Source organism: Pseudorhodoferax sp. (assembly GCF_047601025.1).
Lineage (GTDB): Bacteria > Pseudomonadota > Gammaproteobacteria > Burkholderiales > Burkholderiaceae_C > Pseudorhodoferax.
The window spans coordinates 4240468-4257874 of the sequence record NZ_JASGJZ010000001.1; the positions used below are offsets into that span (position 1 = coordinate 4240468).

General features: G+C 70.2%; 17 protein-coding genes and 1 pseudogene. 6 read left to right on the plus strand and 12 right to left on the minus strand.

Going from position 1 to position 17407, the window contains the following annotated elements; genetic code table 11:
• Positions 1-105: 105 nt before the first annotated feature.
• The 4 genes from QM782_RS19695 to msuE form a co-directional block, all read right to left on the minus strand.
• Positions 106-300, minus strand: a complete 195-nt coding sequence (locus tag QM782_RS19695; RefSeq protein ID WP_415204578.1) for a hypothetical protein — start codon at positions 298-300, stop codon at positions 106-108.
• A gap of 281 nt (positions 301-581) precedes the next feature.
• Positions 582-1700, minus strand: a complete 1119-nt coding sequence (locus tag QM782_RS19700; protein WP_415204579.1) for an aryl-sulfate sulfotransferase — start codon at positions 1698-1700, stop codon at positions 582-584.
• Entirely contained in the window at positions 1697-2665 is a 969-nt protein-coding gene (locus tag QM782_RS19705; RefSeq protein WP_415204580.1) for a sulfonate ABC transporter substrate-binding protein, read from the minus strand. The genes QM782_RS19700 and QM782_RS19705 overlap by 4 nt, the downstream gene beginning before the upstream one ends.
• A 409-nt stretch (positions 2666-3074) precedes the next feature.
• On the minus strand, positions 3075-3641 hold the full coding sequence (gene msuE / locus QM782_RS19710) for an FMN reductase (protein WP_415204581.1): 567 nt from the start codon (positions 3639-3641) through the stop codon (positions 3075-3077).
• Positions 3642-3851: 210 nt separating this feature from the next.
• On the opposite strand from msuE, the gene tauA reads away from it, so the two are divergent.
• The 3 genes from tauA (at position 3852) to QM782_RS19725 (ending at position 6581) form a co-directional block, all read left to right on the plus strand.
• Positions 3852-4898: a taurine ABC transporter substrate-binding protein gene (gene tauA, locus QM782_RS19715; protein ID WP_415204582.1), complete on the plus strand. Its 1047-nt coding sequence runs from the start codon at positions 3852-3854 to the stop codon at positions 4896-4898.
• A gap of 109 nt (positions 4899-5007) precedes the next feature.
• Positions 5008-5742, plus strand: a complete 735-nt coding sequence (locus tag QM782_RS19720; protein ID WP_415205693.1) for a taurine ABC transporter ATP-binding protein — start codon at positions 5008-5010, stop codon at positions 5740-5742.
• Positions 5739-6581 carry an ABC transporter permease subunit gene (locus tag QM782_RS19725; RefSeq protein WP_415204583.1) on the plus strand — a complete coding sequence of 281 codons (843 nt, stop codon included), beginning with the start codon at positions 5739-5741 and terminating at the stop codon, positions 6579-6581. The genes QM782_RS19720 and QM782_RS19725 overlap by 4 nt, the downstream gene beginning before the upstream one ends.
• Positions 6582-6623: 42 nt before the next feature.
• Here the strand turns inward: QM782_RS19725 and QM782_RS19730 are convergent.
• From QM782_RS19730 to QM782_RS19745, 4 genes and pseudogenes are all read right to left on the minus strand, one after another.
• A pseudogene (locus QM782_RS19730) lies at positions 6624-6812 on the minus strand (epoxyqueuosine reductase QueH); the annotation flags it as partial.
• Between the two features lie 32 nt (positions 6813-6844).
• Positions 6845-7339, minus strand: coding sequence for a hypothetical protein (locus QM782_RS19735; RefSeq protein ID WP_415204584.1), 495 nt, complete (start codon positions 7337-7339; stop codon positions 6845-6847).
• Between the two features lie 109 nt (positions 7340-7448).
• Positions 7449-7616 (minus strand): epoxyqueuosine reductase QueH, encoded by a 168-nt coding sequence (locus QM782_RS19740; protein WP_415204585.1) that lies wholly within the window; start codon positions 7614-7616, stop codon positions 7449-7451.
• Positions 7613-8524, minus strand: coding sequence for a LysR family transcriptional regulator (locus QM782_RS19745; RefSeq protein ID WP_415204586.1), 912 nt, complete (start codon positions 8522-8524; stop codon positions 7613-7615). The genes QM782_RS19740 and QM782_RS19745 overlap by 4 nt, the downstream gene beginning before the upstream one ends.
• Before the next feature lie 109 nt (positions 8525-8633).
• Between QM782_RS19745 and metE the strand changes: the two genes are divergently transcribed.
• The 3 genes from metE (at position 8634) to QM782_RS19760 (ending at position 12786) form a co-directional block, all read left to right on the plus strand.
• Complete coding sequence (gene metE / locus QM782_RS19750; RefSeq protein WP_415204587.1) at positions 8634-10925, plus strand: 5-methyltetrahydropteroyltriglutamate--homocysteine S-methyltransferase; 2292 nt, start codon at positions 8634-8636, stop codon at positions 10923-10925.
• A 64-nt stretch (positions 10926-10989) separates the two neighbouring features.
• A complete protein-coding gene (gene glyA, locus QM782_RS19755; protein ID WP_415204588.1) occupies positions 10990-12240 on the plus strand; it encodes a serine hydroxymethyltransferase in 1251 nt (416 codons plus the stop codon).
• Positions 12241-12243: 3 nt separating this feature from the next.
• On the plus strand, positions 12244-12786 hold the full coding sequence (locus QM782_RS19760) for a hypothetical protein (protein WP_415204589.1): 543 nt from the start codon (positions 12244-12246) through the stop codon (positions 12784-12786).
• Positions 12787-12838: 52 nt separating this feature from the next.
• On the opposite strand, the gene QM782_RS19765 is transcribed toward QM782_RS19760, so the two are convergent.
• The 4 genes from QM782_RS19765 to QM782_RS19780 all read right to left on the minus strand — a co-directional run bounded on the left by QM782_RS19765 (position 12839) and on the right by QM782_RS19780 (position 17376).
• Complete coding sequence (locus QM782_RS19765) at positions 12839-13804, minus strand: DMT family transporter (RefSeq protein WP_415204590.1); 966 nt, start codon at positions 13802-13804, stop codon at positions 12839-12841.
• Positions 13805-14329: 525 nt separating this feature from the next.
• Positions 14330-15760, minus strand: coding sequence for a dihydropyrimidinase (gene hydA, locus QM782_RS19770; protein ID WP_415204591.1), 1431 nt, complete (start codon positions 15758-15760; stop codon positions 14330-14332).
• 44 nt (positions 15761-15804) lie between these two features.
• Positions 15805-16515, minus strand: a complete 711-nt coding sequence (locus tag QM782_RS19775) for an amino acid ABC transporter permease (protein ID WP_415204592.1) — start codon at positions 16513-16515, stop codon at positions 15805-15807.
• 18 nt (positions 16516-16533) lie between these two features.
• Positions 16534-17376, minus strand: a complete 843-nt coding sequence (locus tag QM782_RS19780; protein WP_415204593.1) for an ABC transporter substrate-binding protein — start codon at positions 17374-17376, stop codon at positions 16534-16536.
• Between the last annotated feature and the right edge of the window lie 31 nt (positions 17377-17407).

Consider the following 17407-nt stretch of genomic DNA (forward strand, 5'->3'; position numbering starts at 1 on the left):
GGCCGTGCCGCCTGAAAGCCTTGGCGACCCTTCACACTTGGCGCAGCCTGGCCTGCACGACTTGCCTGCCGCTGATCTGCCTGAGCGCATCCGATGGCCCACCATTCAGAGCAAGCCGGCGTGACGTGCGCGGTGCATGCCTGCGGGCAAGTCGGCCACGCGCTGCAGGCCGATCCACATGGTCTTGATGCCGGGCGCGCCGTCGTTCCGGCAGCGGGTCAGCCGGTCGGCCGGTGGCTCCAGATCGTCTGCGCGGTGCATCCGCGCCCCGATGTCGCCTTCGCGATCGGCCGCATACACCAGCCGCGCTCCAGGCAGCTCTGCGACCGACCCGGCCGCGCGCTCGTGTCCCTCGAGCCAGCGCGTACTCTTTCCCGGTGCCGAGTCCTTGCCCACGGGCCGGTGGGCCCATGTCCACGCTGCTCTGCGGCGGCTGGCGTGCAAGGTCCTCGGCCATCCGCACCAGCCTCCTGGGTAGGAGGCCAATGAACTTGTTCCGGGCGGATGGGACCGCGGGCGGCTTTCCAACGAAGAGAGGCGGCGATGGATGTGCGCAGAAAACCAGCCCACCCCACCGTCCGTCACAGCCAGGGCACCTGCCCGGCCGAGTAGCGCAGTGTCTGGAACACGCTGTTGAGCCGCCCCGGCCCGGTCTTGCGTGCCGCCTCGTCCGGATATTCGGCGAACCAGGGAATGACGTACTCCCATACCACCTCGCCCTGCGGCGTCACCTCGAACAGGCGACCGGTGGAGGACTCGGTGATGTGCGTGTTGCCATTGGGCAGGCGCTGCGCGTTGCCCATGAAGGGCGAATAGAACAGGTTGACCACCTCGTCGGCGTACTGCCAGACGATGCGGTTGCCATCGCGCGGGTCGATCTCGAGCACGCGCGAGTACGCCACGTGCGCGCCCGCGCGGAAGTTGCCGTTGTCGAACACCAGGATGTGGCCGTTGTCCAGCGGCACCGGTGCGTGCTGGTGCGACACCACGTCGGGGGGAATGTGCAGCTTCACCCCGCCGCTGGCCTTGTCCACACCGATCACGCCGGACGTGGTGCGCAGGCTCATCAGTACCAGGCCGTCGGCTGTCACGCCCAGGCCGTTGACGAGCGGCCAGTGATAGCGGCCGAACCCCGGGTGGATGGGAAACCGCGCCGGGTCCAAATGGTCGGTGGCCCGCCACTCCCAGACCAGCCGTCCCGCGCGGTCGACCTCGCGGATCACGTCGGCATGCATTGGCGTGTCTTCCCCGCCCGAGCCTCCAGGCACGCCGCGGGCGAAGCGCGCATCCACCTGCTCGCAAGCGGCGTACAGCAGGTGCCCGTTGGGCAGCCACTGTGCGTCGTGGTGGTGGTCCGGGTCCTCATGGCGCCAGACCACCTCGCCCGCCGGTGTGACTTCGTAGAAATCGCCGCCGTGCCACATCGACCAGGGCGCATAGCGGTCGGGTGACGCGGGGTGGTTGCCGTTGTAGCCCAGGTTGCCATTGGGCAGGATGACGGCATGGCGGCCTGGCCGCACCGGCAGTTGCCATTCGTGCGCCACCTGGCCCGCGGCATCCACCAGGAACACCCGGCCGCCTGCGGTCTGCGGCGCGATCAGGGTGTAGCCACCGAAGCTGCGCTCGGGGTCATGGGCGATCAGGCCAGCACCGCGCCGGCGCTGGGTGATCTGATCGACGACGGAGCGAGGGGCACTCATGGCGCCGGTGCCTGCCAGACGATCTCGCGCACGTCGATCCTGCGCGGGATGATCCCCAGCGCGTGGAAGGCGTCGGCCAGTCGCTGCTGCTGGGCCACATGGGCGTCGGTCACCGGGCCAAGCGTGAACTCGTCGCGCGCGAACGCCGCGGTCCACGACTTGACGTCGATGCCCGTGGCCTCGGCGGCCAGGGCCGCGAGTTCACCGCGGTTGCGGCCGGCCCATTCGGTGCCCTTGCGGATCTCGTCGAGCACGGTCGAGAGCACGGCTGGGTACTGGCTGGCGAAGCTTCGGGACGCGATGTAGTAGCCCGAACCGGCCAGGCGCCTGTCCGAGGTACTGGCGATCGAGCGCGCGCCGTAGCGTTCCTCGGCAATGGCGTAGTAGGGATCCCACACGACCCAGGCATCGATGTTGCCGCCATTGAACGCCGCGGTGGCATCGGCCGGCGATAGATAGATCGGCTCGATGTCCCCGAACGTGAGCCCGGCGGTGGCCAACGCCTTGATCGTGACGTTCTGTGCGCTGGAGCCCTTGCCGAAGGCGACCTTCTTGCCCTTGAGGTCGGCCACCGTCTTGATGGGCGACTGTTTGGGCACCAGCACCGCATGCTGGGACGCCGGGATGGCCGCGGCGTAGACCAGGTTGGCGCCGCCGGCCTGGGCAAAGACGGGTGGCGTATCACCCACCGAACCGAGATCGATGACGCCGGCGCCCAGCGCTTCGAGCATGGGCGGGCCGAACTGGAACTCCACCCATTTCACGCTGGGCACGCCCAGTGCCTTCAGGCGCTTCTCGATCAGCTGCTGCTTCTTGATCAGCACCAGAACGGCCGAACCCTTCTGCAAGCCGATGCGCACCTCCTTGGGCAGATCCTGCGCCTGCGCGCTGGTGCCCAGCCCCAGGGACAGGGCTGCAACGGTGGCGTACGCCGCGAGTGTTCTTCGGGAGATGTGAATGGGCATGCTGCAGACTCTTGATGCGATGGAGAGTCACGCAGGATAGGTATGGGCTACCGGCCTGTCGAACTCGTTATCCGCAGATCGATATGCACAAAATCTCCGGGACTCAGGCGGCGGAGCGGGCCTGTCAGATTCCTGGGGTGTGGGGCATCGCCTGACACCGGGAGCAGGTATGCCAAGCTCGGCGAAATTGAAGAATGCGGAGATTGCCGCGAAGTCGGCAGTGTTGCGGCCTTGACGCCCAGCTGGACCGATGCGCTCGCGATAGCGGCCCCTGCGGCATGCACGGGCTACAACCGGCCCTATGGTCGGCCGACCAGGTGCGCCGAGTGCTTGGTCTCGCGAACACGCGCCGATGCGCTCGGCCGCGGAATGCCCGTGCGCGATGAACAGTGGGCGATGAAAGGCATCCCTATGCCGCGCGCAGCAGCGGCCGCCGCAGTCCGGCGTCGAACAGCGGCACGGCGCGTTCGGCGGCCAGTTGCAGGCGCGCCTGCAGCGCCGGGCTGGTGACGCGGTAGTTCTCGAAGTCGGCGTTGGCGCCGTAGACGCCGATCGGCAGCGTCAGCGCCTGGAAGAAGCCGAACAGCGGGCGCAGCTGGTGCTCCAGCACCAGCGCGTGGCGGTCGCTGCCGCCGGTCGCCGCCAGCAGCACCGGCTTGCCGACCAGGGCCTCCTGGCCCACCAGGTCGAACAGGTGCTTGAAGTGGCCCGGGAACGAACCGCGGTAGACCGGCGCGGCCGCGATCAGCAGGCCGGCGGACTCGATGGCCTGCAGGTGCTCCTCGATGCCGGCCGGCAGTTCCTCGCGCGACAGGGCCTGCCCCAGCGGCCGCGCGAAGTCGCCGACCTGCAGGATGCGCGTGCGCGCCAGCAGGCGCTGCTCCAGCTCGGCGGCGAGCGCTTCGACCAGCGCGCGCGTGCGCGACGGCTGGTAGGTGCTGCCGACGACGGCGACGATGTTCAGGGGCTGGGTCATGGAAGAGGGCTGGGGCGGATGGGACGGCTGCGACTCTAGGCGCGGCCAGGCCCCGGCCCTACGAACGAAATCCGATATGCATAGAAGCTTTCCGCGCCGGGCATGGCCGGCCGATCTGCACGCAGCGCATAAGCAGCGTCCGATTTCTTCGTTCGCGCGCGGCGGCCGCCTGGCCACACTGGCGGTCCTTCATCGTTCATGCCTTGTTCCATGTCCCCAAGCTTTCGATCCCAGGCCCGCCCCACGCGCCAGCGCAGATCCGTTCTCCAGGCCGGTGCAGCGCTGCTGGCCGCCACGCTGGCCGGCGGTGCCGCCGCACAGGCCAGGGAAGTCGTCATCGGCTACCAGGACATGGTCGTGCCCTGGCGCTACGCGCAGGAGACCGGCGAGCTCGAGAAGCGCACGGGCTACAAGGTCACCTACCGCAAGCTCGGCAGCGGCGCCGAGGTGGTCCGCGCGCTGGCCTCGGGCGCCATCCAGATCGGGGAGGCGGGCTCGTCCCCCTTCGCCGCGGCGCTGTCCCAGGGCGTGCCGATCGAGGTGTTCTGGATCCTGGACGACATCCACGATGCCGAAGCGCTGGTCGCGCGCAACGGCTCCGGCATTGGCACGCTGGCCGATCTCAAGGGCAGGAAGATCGGCCTGCCGTTCGTGTCGACGACGCATTTCCACGCGCTGGTGGCGCTGCAGGACGCCGGGGTCGACCCCCGGGCGGTGCAGATCCTGAACCTGCGGCCGCCCGAGATCCTGGCCGCATGGGAGCGGGGCGACATCGACGCGACCTTCGTCTGGGATCCGGCGCTGGCCAAGGTCAAGCAGAGCGGCAGGGTGATCGCGACTTCGGGCCAGATCGCCGCCAGGACCGGCAAGGCCACCTTCGACGCGCTGGCCGTCAGCAAGTCCTTCGCCAGGGAGCACGACGCCTTCCTCGCCCGGTTCGTGCAGGTGCTGGCCGACGCCGACCGGGCCTACACCGCCGACAAGGGTGGCTGGACGGCGGCGTCGCCGCAGGTCCAGGCTGTCGCGAAGTGGACCGGCGCCGAGGCGGCGTCCGTGCCGGCCAGCCTGGCGCTGTACGCCTTCGTGCCGCCGGCCGAGCAGGCCGGGCCGCGATGGCTGGGCGGGGGCAAGGCGTCGGTCGTCGCGCAATCGCTGGCTGCCACGGCGGCCTTCCTGAAGGAGCAGGGCACGGTGCATTCGGTGCTGCCCGACTACTCCGTGGGCGTCAACCCGGCCTGGGTCCAGCGTGCGCAGTGAGCCTGGGGCCGGCGCGGGCGGGCCGGGCCCGGCGACGGTGGCGGTTTCGCGCGGCGTGCGGATCCGCGGCCTGAGCGTGCGCTACCCGCAGGCGCGCGGCGTGGCGCCGATGCTCGCCCTGGCGGACGTCGACCTCGACATCGCCCCGGGCGAGTTCGTCGTGGCGCTGGGCGCCTCGGGCTGCGGCAAGACGACGCTGCTGAACTGCATCGCCGGCTTCACCCGGCCGTCGCTGGGGAGCATCACGCTGGACGGGCGGCCCGTCACCGGCCCGGGCGCCGAGCGCGGCGTGGTGTTCCAGAAGCATGCGCTGCTGCCCTGGCTGAACGTGATCGACAACGTGGCGCTGGGCCTGCGCCTGCGCGGCCTGCCGCGTGCGCGCCGCCGGGCGCTGGCGGCCGAGCAGCTGGCGCTGGTCGGCCTGCAGGATGTCGCGCAGGCCCCGGTGTGGCAGCTGTCCGGCGGCATGCAGCAGCGCGTCGGCATCGCCCGGGCCCTGGCGAGCGATCCCGCCGTGCTGCTGATGGACGAGCCGTTCGGCGCGCTGGACGCGTTCACGCGCGAGTCCGTCCAGGAACTGGTGCTGCAGCTGTGGCAGCGCAGCGGGAAGACCATCTTCTTCATCACGCACGACGTCGAGGAGGCGCTGTTCCTGGCCTCGCGCCTCGTCGTGATGACGCCGCGCCCGGGTGCGATCGCGCAGCAGCATGCGCTGGCGTTCAACCGGCGCTACCTGGGCGGGCAGGGCGCCCGTGCCGTCAAGTCGGACGCCGAGTTCATCGCCTGGCGCGAGCGCGTGCTGCGGCTGGTGGGCGCACGGCCGGCGCCGGCGGTGCCGGCATGACGCCGCCGCCCGCCCGGCCGGGGCCCGATCCGGCCAGCGTGCCGGCCGTCGTGCCGTTCCGCCTGCCCGGTGCGGGCAGCAGCCGTGCCATCGGCCTGGGGTGCACGGCGGTGCTGCTGGCCCTGTGGTGGCTGGTCACCAGCCGGGGCTGGGTGCCCGCGCTGTTCCTGCCCGCGCCGGCGGCGGTCGGCAACGCGCTGGCGGATGCCTGGCACGGCCGCATCCAGGGTGGCCGGCCGTTGCTGGAGCACCTGCAGTGGAGCGCGCTGCGGGTGTTCGGCGCGTTCGCGCTGGCCGTGCTGACGGCGGTGCCGGTCGGCATCGCCATGGGCGTGAGCCGCATCGCGCGCGGGGTGTTCGATCCGCCCATCGAGTTCTACCGGCCGCTGCCGCCGCTGGCCTACCTGCCGCTGATCGTGATCTGGTTCGGCATCGACGAGACGGCCAAGATCCTGCTGATCTACCTGGCCTGCTTCGCGCCCATCGCGCTGGCGGCCAAGGCCGGCGTGCGCAGCGCCAGCATCGAGCAGATCAACGCCGCCGCCTCGCTGGGCGCCAGCCGGGCGCAAGTGGTGCGCCACGTGGTCATCCCGGCTGCGCTGCCCGAGATCCTGGTCGGCCTGCGCATCGCCATCGGCTTCGGCTGGACCACGCTGGTGGCCGCCGAGATGGTGGCCGCCACCGTGGGCGTGGGCCAGATGGTGCTGAACGCGTCGAACTTCCTGCGGACCGACCTGGTCGTCATGGGCATCATCGTGATCGGCCTGGTGGCCTGGGGCTTCGACCTGCTGATGCGCTGGGCGGAGGAGCGGCTGGCGCCCTGGCGCGGGCGGGGCTGAGCAGGCCCCGGCGCGGTCCGCCGCGAGACAGCCCGGCGGGGCTCAGCCGGCGCCGCCGGGCGGGGCGGCGGGGCCGCTGTCGTCCTGGCCGCAGGGCAGGACACCCCGCTGGATGCGCTCGCGGCCCTGGGCAGCCCGGTGCTGGTTCGTGTCGCGCAGCGAATAGACGCAGCCGCAGTACCCCTGCTGGTAGAAGCGCTCGCGCTTGCTGATCTCGATCATGCGGGCCGCGCGTTGCACGGGCATGCCGCAGCGCACGCGCTTCAGTCCTGGTCTTCTTCGTCCTCGTCGCCACCGAAGAACGCGGCCTGGATGTGGGCCTGGCGGGCCTTGGCGAAGGCCACGTTGGCCGCGTTGGTGCCGGCCTGGTGCAGGTCCTTGGCCTGCGCCTCGGCCGCCACGCTCGCGCGCATCAGCGCCAGGGCGTTCAGCACGAACTCGCGTGCGCCGAGCTTGTGCCTGGCCAGCAACTGCGCGGCCTTGGGGTTGGCGTCGATCTGCCTGGCCCAGGCGTCGACCGAGTCGGGCAGGGCCGACCCCGTCTCGATTCCGGCGTGCTTGCTTTCGGCCATCGCGGCCAATACGCGGTTGGCCGTGTCCTCGCGCAGGACCAGCGCGCGCAGCGCCTGCTCGTCGGCGGGTGGCAGGTGATTCGCCTCGGCCTGCGCCGTGCCGGCCCAGGCCAGCAAGGCGCCCAGCATGCACAGTGCGGCGAGGCCTCGTGCCAGGACCGCGCGAAGAAGAATGGGATGGCGCATGGAGAGAGATCTTTCCGCAAATGGGCGAGGGGCCGAGGATAGGGGATCGGCACGGTTGCAGGCGCGGCGGCTACAGGCCCCGGCGGCCGACCCGTTTCTGCCCGTGCTCCTAGAGCGGATGGATGTCGGGGTTGTGGAAGAAGACGGTGTCGTCGGTGCCCGAGGCCAGCATGGCCTCCATCGCCTCGCCCGAGCAGGGCGAGCAGCAGGAGTGCGGCCGCACCGTGCGGTGGCCGCCGGGCAGCGGCAGGGGCTGGCGTTCTTCGGGGGCCGTCATGGGGCCGATCCTTGCGACAGCGGGGCGCCGGGATGGCGCGCCAGTTCGATGAAGGCCTGCAGGTAGTCGATCGCCGTGTCCGCCTCGCGCGCGCCGAGGAAGATCTGCTTGGCGATGCCGTCGGGCCCCAGGCGCACGGGCACGACGTCGATCTTGTGGGCGTACTCCTGCACGAGCCAGCGCGGCAGCGCCGCCACGCCGCGGCCGCTGGCGACCATCTGCAGCATGATGTCGGTGGTCTCGATGGTCTTGTGGCGCCGGGGCGTGATGCCGGCGGGCAGCAGGAACTGGTTGTAGATGTCCAGCCGCTCGATGTCCACCGGGTAGGTGATCAGCACTTCCTGCGTGATCTGCTGCGGCCTGGCGTAGGCCGCCGCCGCGAGCGGATGGTCCCGGGCGACGACCAGCACCTGCTCGTAGTCGAACACCGGCTCGAAGTGCAGGCCCGGCTTGAACAGCGGGTCGGGCGTCACCAGCAGGTCGATCTCGTAGCCGAAGAGGGCGCCGATGCCGCCGAACTGGAACTTCTGCTTCACGTCCACGTCCACGCCGGGCCAGACCGCCAGGTAGGGCGAGACGATCTTCAGCAGCCACTGGTAGCACGGGTGGCATTCCATGCCGATGCGCAGGGCGCCGCGCTCGCCCTGGGCGAACTGGCGCAGCCGCTCCTCGGCCAGGTCGAGCTGCGGCAGCACGCGGTTGGCCACCGCCAGCAGGTACTGCCCCGCCTGCGTGAGGCGCAGGCTGCGGCCCTCGCGCAGCCAGATGTCGGTGCCCAGCTGCTGCTCGAGCTTCTTCATGCTGTGGCTCAGCGCCGACTGCGTGACGTGCAGCACCTGGGCGGCAGCGGTCAGCGAGCCCTGCTTCTCGACCTGCTGCACCACGGCCAGATGGATGCGCTCCAGCATTTCAATGAATGGATTTCATGATTACGTGAGATAAGACCATTTTACTTCATCGGATGGTTTTCCTACGATCCCGCCATTCCTTGTTTTCCGTTTTCTGAGAGCGGCCCATATGCCCACGATCCACAACCTCGGCTTTCCCCGCATCGGCGCCCGGCGCGAACTGAAGTTCGCGCTGGAGTCGTACTGGAAGGGCGAATCCTCGCGCGACGCGCTCAAGTCCCTGGGCGCGCAGCTGCGCCAGCGCCACTGGGCGGACCAGGCCGGCCTGGACCTGGTGCCCGTCGGCGACTTCGCGTTCTACGACCAGGTGCTGGACATGAGCTTCATGCTCGGCAACCTGCCCGAGCGCGTGCAGGGCTTCCACGGCGACGTGCTGGACAACTACTTCCGCGTGGCGCGCGGCCGCTCGGCCAAGGGCGCGGAGGACCATGCGGCCTGCTGCGGCGGCGTGGCCGCCGGCGAGATGACCAAGTGGTTCGACACCAACTACCACTACATCGTCCCCGAGTTCACCGCCGCGACCCAGTTCAAGCTCGACGCCGCGCGCCTGCTGGAGCAGCTCGCGGAGGCGAAGGCCCAGGGCGTGCGCGCCAAGCCGGTCGTCATCGGCCCGCTGACCTACCTGGCCATCGGCAAGGCCAAGGACGACTCGGACAAGCTGGCCTTGCTGGAGCGCCTGCTGCCGGTGTACGCCGAACTGCTCGACACGCTGGCCGCCCAGGGCGTGGAATGGGTGCAGGTGGACGAGCCCATCCTGGTCACCGAGCTCGATGCCGACTGGCAGCACGCCTTCAACACCGCCTACCACCAGCTCAAGGCCGCCCGGGTCAAGATCCTGCTGGCCACCTATTTCGGCCAGCTGCAGGAGAACGCCTACCTGGCGGCCAACCTGCCGGTGGCCGGCCTGCACGTCGATGCGATCAACGACCGCGACGGCGTGCTGCCGCTGATCAACCTGCTGCCGGCGCACAAGGTGCTGTCGCTGGGCGTCATCAACGGCCGCAACATCTGGAAGACCGACCTGACCGCCGTGCTCGACTGGATCGAGCCGCTGGCGCAGCGCCTGGGCGAGCGGCTGTGGCTCGCGCCGTCGTGCTCGCTGCTGCACGTGCCGGTCGATCTGGACAGCGAGCACAAGCTGGACGCGGAGGTGAAGTCCTGGCTGGCCTTCGCGCTGCAAAAGCTCGACGAGCTGAAGGTGCTGGGCACCGCGCTGCGCGAAGGGCGCACGGCGGTCCAGGCGGCGCTGGCGGCCAACCAGGCGGCGCTGGCCGCGCGCCGCGCCTCGCCGCGCGTGAACAACCCGGCGGTGCAGGCCGCGGTGGCCAAGGTCGCCCCGCACCTGGGCCTGCGCGAGAGCGCCTATGCCAGGCGCCATCCGAAGCAGGAGGCGCACCTGTTGCTGCCGCTGTTTCCCACCACCACCATCGGCTCGTTCCCGCAGACGGCCGAGATCCGCCACGCGCGCAGCGAGTTCAAGGCCGGCCGGCTGGACTACCCCGCCTACCAGGCGGCCATGCGCGCGGAGATCGAGCGCAGCGTGCGCGAGCAGGAAAAGCTGGGCCTGGACGTGCTGGTGCACGGCGAGGCCGAGCGCAACGACATGGTCGAGTACTTCGGCGAGCAGCTCGAGGGCTACGCCTTCAGCCAGTTCGGCTGGGTGCAGTCCTACGGCTCGCGCTGCGTCAAGCCGCCGATCCTGTTCGGCGACATCAGCCGCCCGCGGCCGATGACGGTGGAGTGGATCACCTACGCCCAGTCGCTGACCGACAAGCCGATGAAGGGCATGCTGACCGGGCCGGTCACGATCCTGAACTGGTCCTTCGTGCGCGACGACCAGCCGCGCGCGGCCTCGTGCAGGCAGCTGGCGCTGGCGATCCGCCAGGAGGTGCTGGACCTGGAGAAGGCCGGCGTGCGCGTGATCCAGATCGACGAGGCCGCGCTGCGCGAGGGCCTGCCGCTGCGCAAGTCGCAGTGGAAGGAGTACCTGGACTGGGCGGTGGAATCCTTCCGCATCACCGCCAACGGCGTGCGCGACGAGACGCAGATCCACACCCACATGTGCTACTCGGAGTTCAACGACATCATCGCGTCGATCGCCGACATGGACGCGGACGTGATCACCATCGAGACCAGCCGCTCGGACATGGAGCTGCTGGACGCCTTCGAGCACTTCGACTACCCCAACGAGATCGGGCCCGGCGTGTACGACATCCACTCGCCCAACATCCCGACGCAGGAGCACATGGTGAACCTGATGCGCAAGGCCGCCGAGCGCATTCCCGCCAAGCGCCTGTGGGTCAACCCGGACTGCGGCCTGAAGACCCGCCAGTGGGCCGAGGTCCTCCCGGCGCTGAGCAACATGGTGGCCGCCGCCAAGACCCTGCGCGCCGCAGCCTGAGCTGCGCGGCCCGCGTTTCCATGGTCCCGGCCGCGCGCCGGGACTGTCGTTTGAAGGATTTCCCGTGTTCCAACGCGCCTCCTACGCCCTCGACCGGCTCGACCCGGAGATTTTCGCGGCCATCCAGCGGGAAGACCGCCGCCAGGAAGACCACATCGAGCTGATCGCCTCGGAGAACTACACCTCGCCCGCCGTGATGGCCGCCCAGGGCTCCAAGCTGACCAACAAGTACGCCGAGGGCTACCCCGGCAAGCGCTACTACGGCGGCTGCGAGAACGTGGACGTGGTCGAGCAGGTCGCCATCGACCGGCTGAAGCAGCTCTACGGCGCCGCCTTCGCCAACGTGCAGGCCAATTCCGGCTCGCAGGCCAACCAGTCGGTGTTCTTCGCGCTGCTGCAGCCCGGCGACACCATCATGGGCATGAGCCTGGCCGAGGGCGGCCACCTGACCCATGGCATGGCGCTGAACATGTCGGGCAAGTGGTTCAAGGTCGTCTCCTACGGCCTCGACGCGCGGGAAGACATCGACTACGCGCAGATGGAAGCCCTGGCGCGCGCGCACAGGCCCAGGCTCATCATCGCGGGCGCGTCGGCCTTCGCGCTGCGCATCGACTTCGAGCGCTTCGCCAGGGTCGCCCGGGAGATCGGCGCCTGTTTCATGGTGGACATGGCCCACTACGCCGGGCTGATCGCCGCCGGCGTCTACCCGAACCCGGTGCCGCATGCCGACGTGGTGACCTCCACCACCCACAAGAGCCTGCGCGGGCCACGCGGCGGCGTGGTGCTGACCAACAGCGAGGAGATCGCCAGGAAGATCAACAGCGCGATCTTCCCCGGCCTGCAGGGCGGCCCGCTGATGCACGTGATCGCCGGCAAGGCCGTGGCCTTCAAGGAGGCCATGGCACCCGAGTTCAAGGCCTACCAGCAGCAGGTGGTCCGGAACGCCCGGGTGCTGGCCGAGACGCTGATCGCGCGCGGCCTGCGCATCGTCAGCGGCCGCACCGAGAGCCACGTCATGCTGGTGGACCTGCGCGCCAAGCAGATCACCGGCAAGGAGGCGGAGAGGGTGCTGGGCGAGGCCCACATCACGGTCAACAAGAACGCGATCCCGAACGATCCGGAGAAGCCCTTCGTCACCTCCGGCATCCGCCTGGGCACGCCGGCGATGACGACGCGCGGCTTCGGCGAGGAAGAGGCGCGCCTGGTCGGCCACCTGGTCGCCGACGTGCTGGACGCGCCACACGACGCGGCAGTCCTCCAGCGCGTGCGGGAGCAGGTCGCGGCGCTGACGGCGCGCTTCCCGGTCTACGAATAGGGCATGGCGGCCGCCTTGGACGAGGCGGTGGCGTCCGCGCTGGCCTGCGGCCGCACGGAGCGGCTGGAGCAGGTCTACCGCGGGGCCCTGGCGGACGGGCAGGCCCGCCCGGCGCAGCTGCAGCTGGGCATCCTGCAGGCCTGCGTGCGGCTGGGGCGCCGCCGGGCGGCACGGGCGTGGGCCGAGCGGCTGGCCGCCCGGCCGGAAGGGCTGGATGGCGGCGAACTGGCCGATGCCATCGCGGCGGCGGCCTGGATCGGCCAGGCCGCGCCCGTGCTGCAGTTCTGCGGCCGGCTCGCGGCCGCCGATCCCGCGCAGGGTGCGCCGGCGCGCCTCGACGCCGCGCAGCAGGTCCTGGCATTGGCCCGGCGCATGCGCCTGCCGCATGGGCGCAATGGCGCATGGACCACGCACCTGAAGCTGGCGCAGGCCGTGCGCGAGATGCTGGAGCCTGCCTTGCCGGGGCTCCCCGAAGCGCAGCGGCACCAGGCCTGCGCGCTGCTGGAGGGCACACGGCGGCTGCTGGCTCTGGCGCCGCACCACTGACCGCCGGGACCAGGACCGGCGTCGTGTCCACGGCCCCGGTCGCCGCGCGGCGTCAGCGCCGGCGCGGTTCCTTCGTCACCAGCCAGATGCCGATGCAGACCATGACCAGGGCCGCGGCATTGCGCCATTCCAGGATGCTCTCGCCCAGGAACAGCGCCGACAGCACGGCGCCGAACACCGGCACCATGAAGTTGAAGGCCGTGATCAGGCTCACGCGGTTGTGCTTGAGCAGCAGGCTCCAGATCGAGATCGCCAGCGCCGACAGCAGCACCATGTAGGCCAGCAGCGTGGCCGAGGCCGGCGTGACGTTCCGCAGCGTGCCGCCCAGGCCGTAGCCCAGCAGCAGCAGCGTGCCGCCGCCCACGGCGAGCTGCCAGCCCGTCATCACGACGGGATCGACGCCCTGCGAGATGCGCTTGCCGTAGATGCTGGCGCCGGCCAGCACGGCCGCGGCGATCACCACGAAGCCCTCGCCCAGCAGCGTGAAATCCAGGTGCAGCAGCCCGCCCAGGCCGCTGCCCAGGTTCACCACCATGACGCCGGCGAAGCCGACCAGGCAGCCGATCGCCTTGCCGAAGCTGAGCCGGTCGTTGTGGTAGATCCAGTGCGCCAGCAGCACGCTGAAGAAGGTGCCGGTGGCGTTCATGATCGAGCTCTTCACGCCGGTGGTGTTGGCCAGCCCGATGTAGAAGAACACGTACTGCAGCGTGGTCTGCAAGAGGCCCAGCAGCGCGAAGCCGCTCCATTGGCGCCCGGTCCAGCCGCCGACGCGCTTGCCGCTCAGCGTGGCCCAGGCCAGCAGCGCCGCGCCGGCCAGCGCGAAGCGCCAGCCGGCGAACACCAGCTTGGCCGGGATGTCGCCGGCCGCGATGCCGAACAGTCCGTAGCCGCCCTTGATGGCCGGGTAGGAACTGCCCCAGAGCAGGCAGCAGAACATAGCCAGCAGGAAGACCGTCTTGCGGTCGGTGAGCCTGGAGGCGGCGGGCGATGGGAGGAGGGCGGAGGTGGCCGACGACATGGTGCGATGCAAACGGGGAACCAAAATGGTGCATTGTCCTTGGGAGCACGACGATGTGCCGGCCAAGGGGCAATCGCAAAGCCCCGATGCACGGCCCGGACGGTCCCCGCTCGTGGAGGGCCGGTGCGTCGACCCGATTGGTCGGCGCGCGGCGATGGCGTCGGCGCAGGCTGGCTTCAGCCTCGCCTCCAGGAGCAGCGTATCGTGGACATTGCACGTGGCGATGCGCGCTGCGTTTGCCGGTCCGTCCCCGGACGGGCGACCGACGGTGCCGAGGCGCTGTTCCAGGCCAACGGCAGGCCTGCCCGCCGGCGAGTCGGGGCATGCGCGGGCTGGGAGCCGGGCGACCCCGGGTTCGGACATTCCGCGGGATGCGCGTACCTGCGTCGGTGCCCTGCATGGCCCGTACGCACAGGGCGCGTGCGCCGGGCGGCATGGCGCGTGCAGGCGAGTCCCACGTAGCCGCGAGCCGCTTTTCGCTCGCCCGCGCAGCGCGGCGCGCCCGCGGGCCTGCCCGCCGAAGACTCAGCGGCCGGCGGCCGGGCGGCGTTCGGGCAGCAGCGTCGGCCGGCCGCAGGGCAGGAAGCGCCCGCGGCCGGCTTCGCCCAGGTAGCGGCGGCCGTCCCACAGCACCTCGCCGCGCGCGATGGTCATGCCCGGCCAGGCCGCCAGGCGCATGCCCTCGTAGGGCGTGTAGTCGACGGCGTGGTGCAGCTGGCCGTTGGTCAGCACGAAGTCGCGCTCGTCCCAGACGACCAGGTCGGCATCGCTGCCCACGGCGATGGTGCCCTTGCGCGGATGCAGGCCGTAGGCCTTGGCGGGATTCGTGGCGGTGAGCTCCACGAACTTCTGCGGCGTGATGCGCCCGGCCAGCACGCCTTCGGACCATAGCAGGGCCATGCGCGTCTCGATGCCGGGGATGCCGTTGGGGATGTGGCGGAAGGCCACCTCCGCGCCACCGGGGTGCTTGCCCGCGTCGCCGTCGAAGTCGTAGGGCGCGTGGTCGGACGAGAGCACGGTGAACAGGCCGTCGGCCAGGCCGTCCCAGATCACCTGCTGGTTCGCCCGGTCGCGCGGCGGCGGGCTGCACACGCAGCGCGCGCCCTGGTAGCTGTCGTCGATGCCCAGGTCCTCTGCCGTGAGGAACAGGTACTGCGGGCAGGTTTCGGCGAAGACCTGCAGCCCGTGGCTGCGGCCCCAGCGGATCTGCTCGACGGCCTCGCGGCCGGAGACGTGGACGATCAGGATCGGCACGTCCACCAGCTGCGACAGCGCGATGGCGCGGTGCGTGGCCTCGCGCTCGACCAGCAGCGGCCGCGCGTGGGCGTGGTAGCGCGGCGCCGTCCGGCCCGCGGCCTCCAGGCGGCCGGTCAGCCAGGCGATGCAGTCGGCGTTCTCGGCATGGACCATCGCCATCGCGCCGTGCGTGCGCGCCACGTCCAGCACCTCGAGGATCTGCCGGTCGTCGAGCTTCATGTCGTCGTAGGTCATGTAGATCTTGAACGACGTGTAGCCCTCGCGGATCAGGGCCGGCAGCTCCTCCTTCAGCACCGTCGGCGTGGGATCGCTGACGATGAGGTGGAAGGCGTAGTCGATGCAGGACTTGCCGTCCGCGCGGCGGTGGTAGTCGTCCACCGCATCGCGCAGCGACTGGCCCCTGTGCTGGGCCGCGAAGGGGATCACCGTGGTGGTCCCGCCGCAGGCGGCCGAGCGCGAGCCCGTCAGGAAGTCGTCGGCCATGCGCACCGGCGGCGCCTGCGGCTGGTCGAGGTGGCAGTGCGTGTCGACGCCGCCGGGCGTCACCGCGCGGCCGGCGGCGTCGATCTCGCGCGCGCCGGGGCCCAGGCCCAGGCCGAGCTGGACGACGCGGCCCTCGCGCACGCCGATGTCGCAGTGGAAGGTGTCGCTGGCCGTCACGGCCTGCGCGTTGCGGATGACGAGGTCGAAGTCGGTCATGGGCACTCGGGGATCGTGGGTCGCGGCCGGCGGTTCACAGCTTCTCAGTGCGCCATCGCGGCGCGGGGGATGTTCGCCTTCTTCGTGCTGCGCGGCGCGTAGCCCTTGCCGTAGTGGCGCTCCAGGCGCACCTGCACGAGGTTCCACAGGGTCGTGAGCAGCAGGTAGTAGCAGGCGGCGACGCAATACAGCTCCAGCACCTCGAACTTCATCTGCATCAGCACCTGGCTGCGGCGCATCAGCTCCTCCATCGAGATCACCGAGGCCAGCGAGGTGGCCTTGAGCAGGCCGTTCACCGAGTTGCCCAGCGGCGGAATGATGATGCGGATCACCTGCGGCAGGGTCACCAGCCGCAGCGTGGCCACGCGCGACAGGCTCAGCGCCTTGGCCGCTTCCACCTGGCCCTTGGCGATGGCGGAGAAGCCCGCGCGGATGGTCTCCGACAGGTAGGCCGCCTCGTTCAGGCTCAGCGCCAGCACGGCCGAGGTGAGCACGTCCAGGCGGATGCCCAGCTGCGGCAGGCCGGTGTAGATGATCACCAGCTGCACCAGCAGCGGCGTGCCGCGGAACACCCACACGTAGAAGCGTGCAGGGGCGTTGAACACCCGGTGGCTCGACATGCTGCCCAGCGCCAGCGGCAGGGCCAGCACCAGGCCGATGACGATGGTGGTCACCGTCAGGCCGATCGTGATGCCTACGCCGCCCAGGAGGTACGGGTTGACCAGGTACGACAGGAATGCGTCGACATTGAACACGGCCGGTCCCCGGAGCGTTTACTTGGGCGCCGGGCCGGGGCCGCGGATGGCGAAGTTCTTGACGTTCTGCAGGCGCGTCATCTTGAACTTGTCGAAGAGCTGGTCGTAGACGCCTTCGGCCTTCAGTTCGTCCAGGGCCTTGACGGCCGCCTCGGCCGTGGTCTTGTCGCGGAAGGCCAGCGTGATGTCGGTGCCGTTGAGGCCGCTGACCCAGATCTTGGCGATGCCGCGTTCCTCGAAGGCCTTGGCGGTCTCGTCGATGTTGATGCCCGCCTCCAGCTGGCCGGCGCGCAGCGCCGCCGTGGTTTCCGATGCCGTGGCGAAGGTGCGGAAGTCGATGGTCTTCTCGCCCTTGGCGACCATCGCCGCGTTGTACTCGCGTGCCTTGCGCTCCTGGTAGGTGCCGGTCTCGATGCCCACCACGTGGCCGGCGAGGTCCTCGAACCGGGTGATCTTGAGCTTGCTGCCCGGCACCGTGTAGATGCTCATCGCCTGCTGGGCGTAGGGAACCATGTACATGAGCTTGGAGCGCTCTTCGGTCCAGAACATGCCGGTGTTGATGACGTCGAAGCGGCCGGACTGCATGGCGGGGATCATGGGCGGCATGTCCATGCGGATGAACACGGGCTCCAGGCACAGCTTCCTGGCCACGGCCTTGCCCAGCTCGACGTTCAGGCCCTGCAGTTCGCCTTTCTCGTCGACGAACTGCTGCGGCGGCAGCGTGGGGTTGACGGACATCTGCAGCTTGCCCGCGGCGACCAGGTGGTCGGCCGGCACCTTGGGCGTGCAGCTCTGCGCGAACGCGGGCACGGCGGCGGCAGCGCCGAGAACGAGGCCGACGAGGAGTTGGGTGTGTTTCATGATGAAGCGGCGGGGCAGGGTTGAGAAAGCA

What these genes read in the sequence shown, in the direction of transcription:
- msuE (WP_415204581.1), bottom strand. Translation starts at nt 3,641, where the DNA reads ATGACCCAGCCCCTGAACATCGTCGCCGTCGTCGGCAGCACCTACCAG.
- QM782_RS19765 (WP_415204590.1), bottom strand. Translation starts at nt 13,804, where the DNA reads ATGTCGTCGGCCACCTCCGCCCTCCTCCCATCGCCCGCCGCCTCCAGG.
- QM782_RS19705 (WP_415204580.1), bottom strand. Translation starts at nt 2,665, where the DNA reads ATGCCCATTCACATCTCCCGAAGAACACTCGCGGCGTACGCCACCGTT.
- QM782_RS19735 (WP_415204584.1), bottom strand. Translation starts at nt 7,339, where the DNA reads ATGCGCCATCCCATTCTTCTTCGCGCGGTCCTGGCACGAGGCCTCGCC.
- hydA (WP_415204591.1), bottom strand. Translation starts at nt 15,760, where the DNA reads ATGACCGACTTCGACCTCGTCATCCGCAACGCGCAGGCCGTGACGGCC.
- QM782_RS19745 (WP_415204586.1), bottom strand. Translation starts at nt 8,524, where the DNA reads ATGCTGGAGCGCATCCATCTGGCCGTGGTGCAGCAGGTCGAGAAGCAG.
- QM782_RS19760 (WP_415204589.1), top strand. Translation starts at nt 12,244, where the DNA reads ATGGCGGCCGCCTTGGACGAGGCGGTGGCGTCCGCGCTGGCCTGCGGC.
- metE (WP_415204587.1), top strand. Translation starts at nt 8,634, where the DNA reads ATGCCCACGATCCACAACCTCGGCTTTCCCCGCATCGGCGCCCGGCGC.
- QM782_RS19780 (WP_415204593.1), bottom strand. Translation starts at nt 17,376, where the DNA reads ATGAAACACACCCAACTCCTCGTCGGCCTCGTTCTCGGCGCTGCCGCC.
- QM782_RS19740 (WP_415204585.1), bottom strand. Translation starts at nt 7,616, where the DNA reads ATGACGGCCCCCGAAGAACGCCAGCCCCTGCCGCTGCCCGGCGGCCAC.
- QM782_RS19700 (WP_415204579.1), bottom strand. Translation starts at nt 1,700, where the DNA reads ATGAGTGCCCCTCGCTCCGTCGTCGATCAGATCACCCAGCGCCGGCGC.
- tauA (WP_415204582.1), top strand. Translation starts at nt 3,852, where the DNA reads ATGTCCCCAAGCTTTCGATCCCAGGCCCGCCCCACGCGCCAGCGCAGA.
- QM782_RS19725 (WP_415204583.1), top strand. Translation starts at nt 5,739, where the DNA reads ATGACGCCGCCGCCCGCCCGGCCGGGGCCCGATCCGGCCAGCGTGCCG.
- QM782_RS19720 (WP_415205693.1), top strand. Translation starts at nt 5,008, where the DNA reads ATGCTCGCCCTGGCGGACGTCGACCTCGACATCGCCCCGGGCGAGTTC.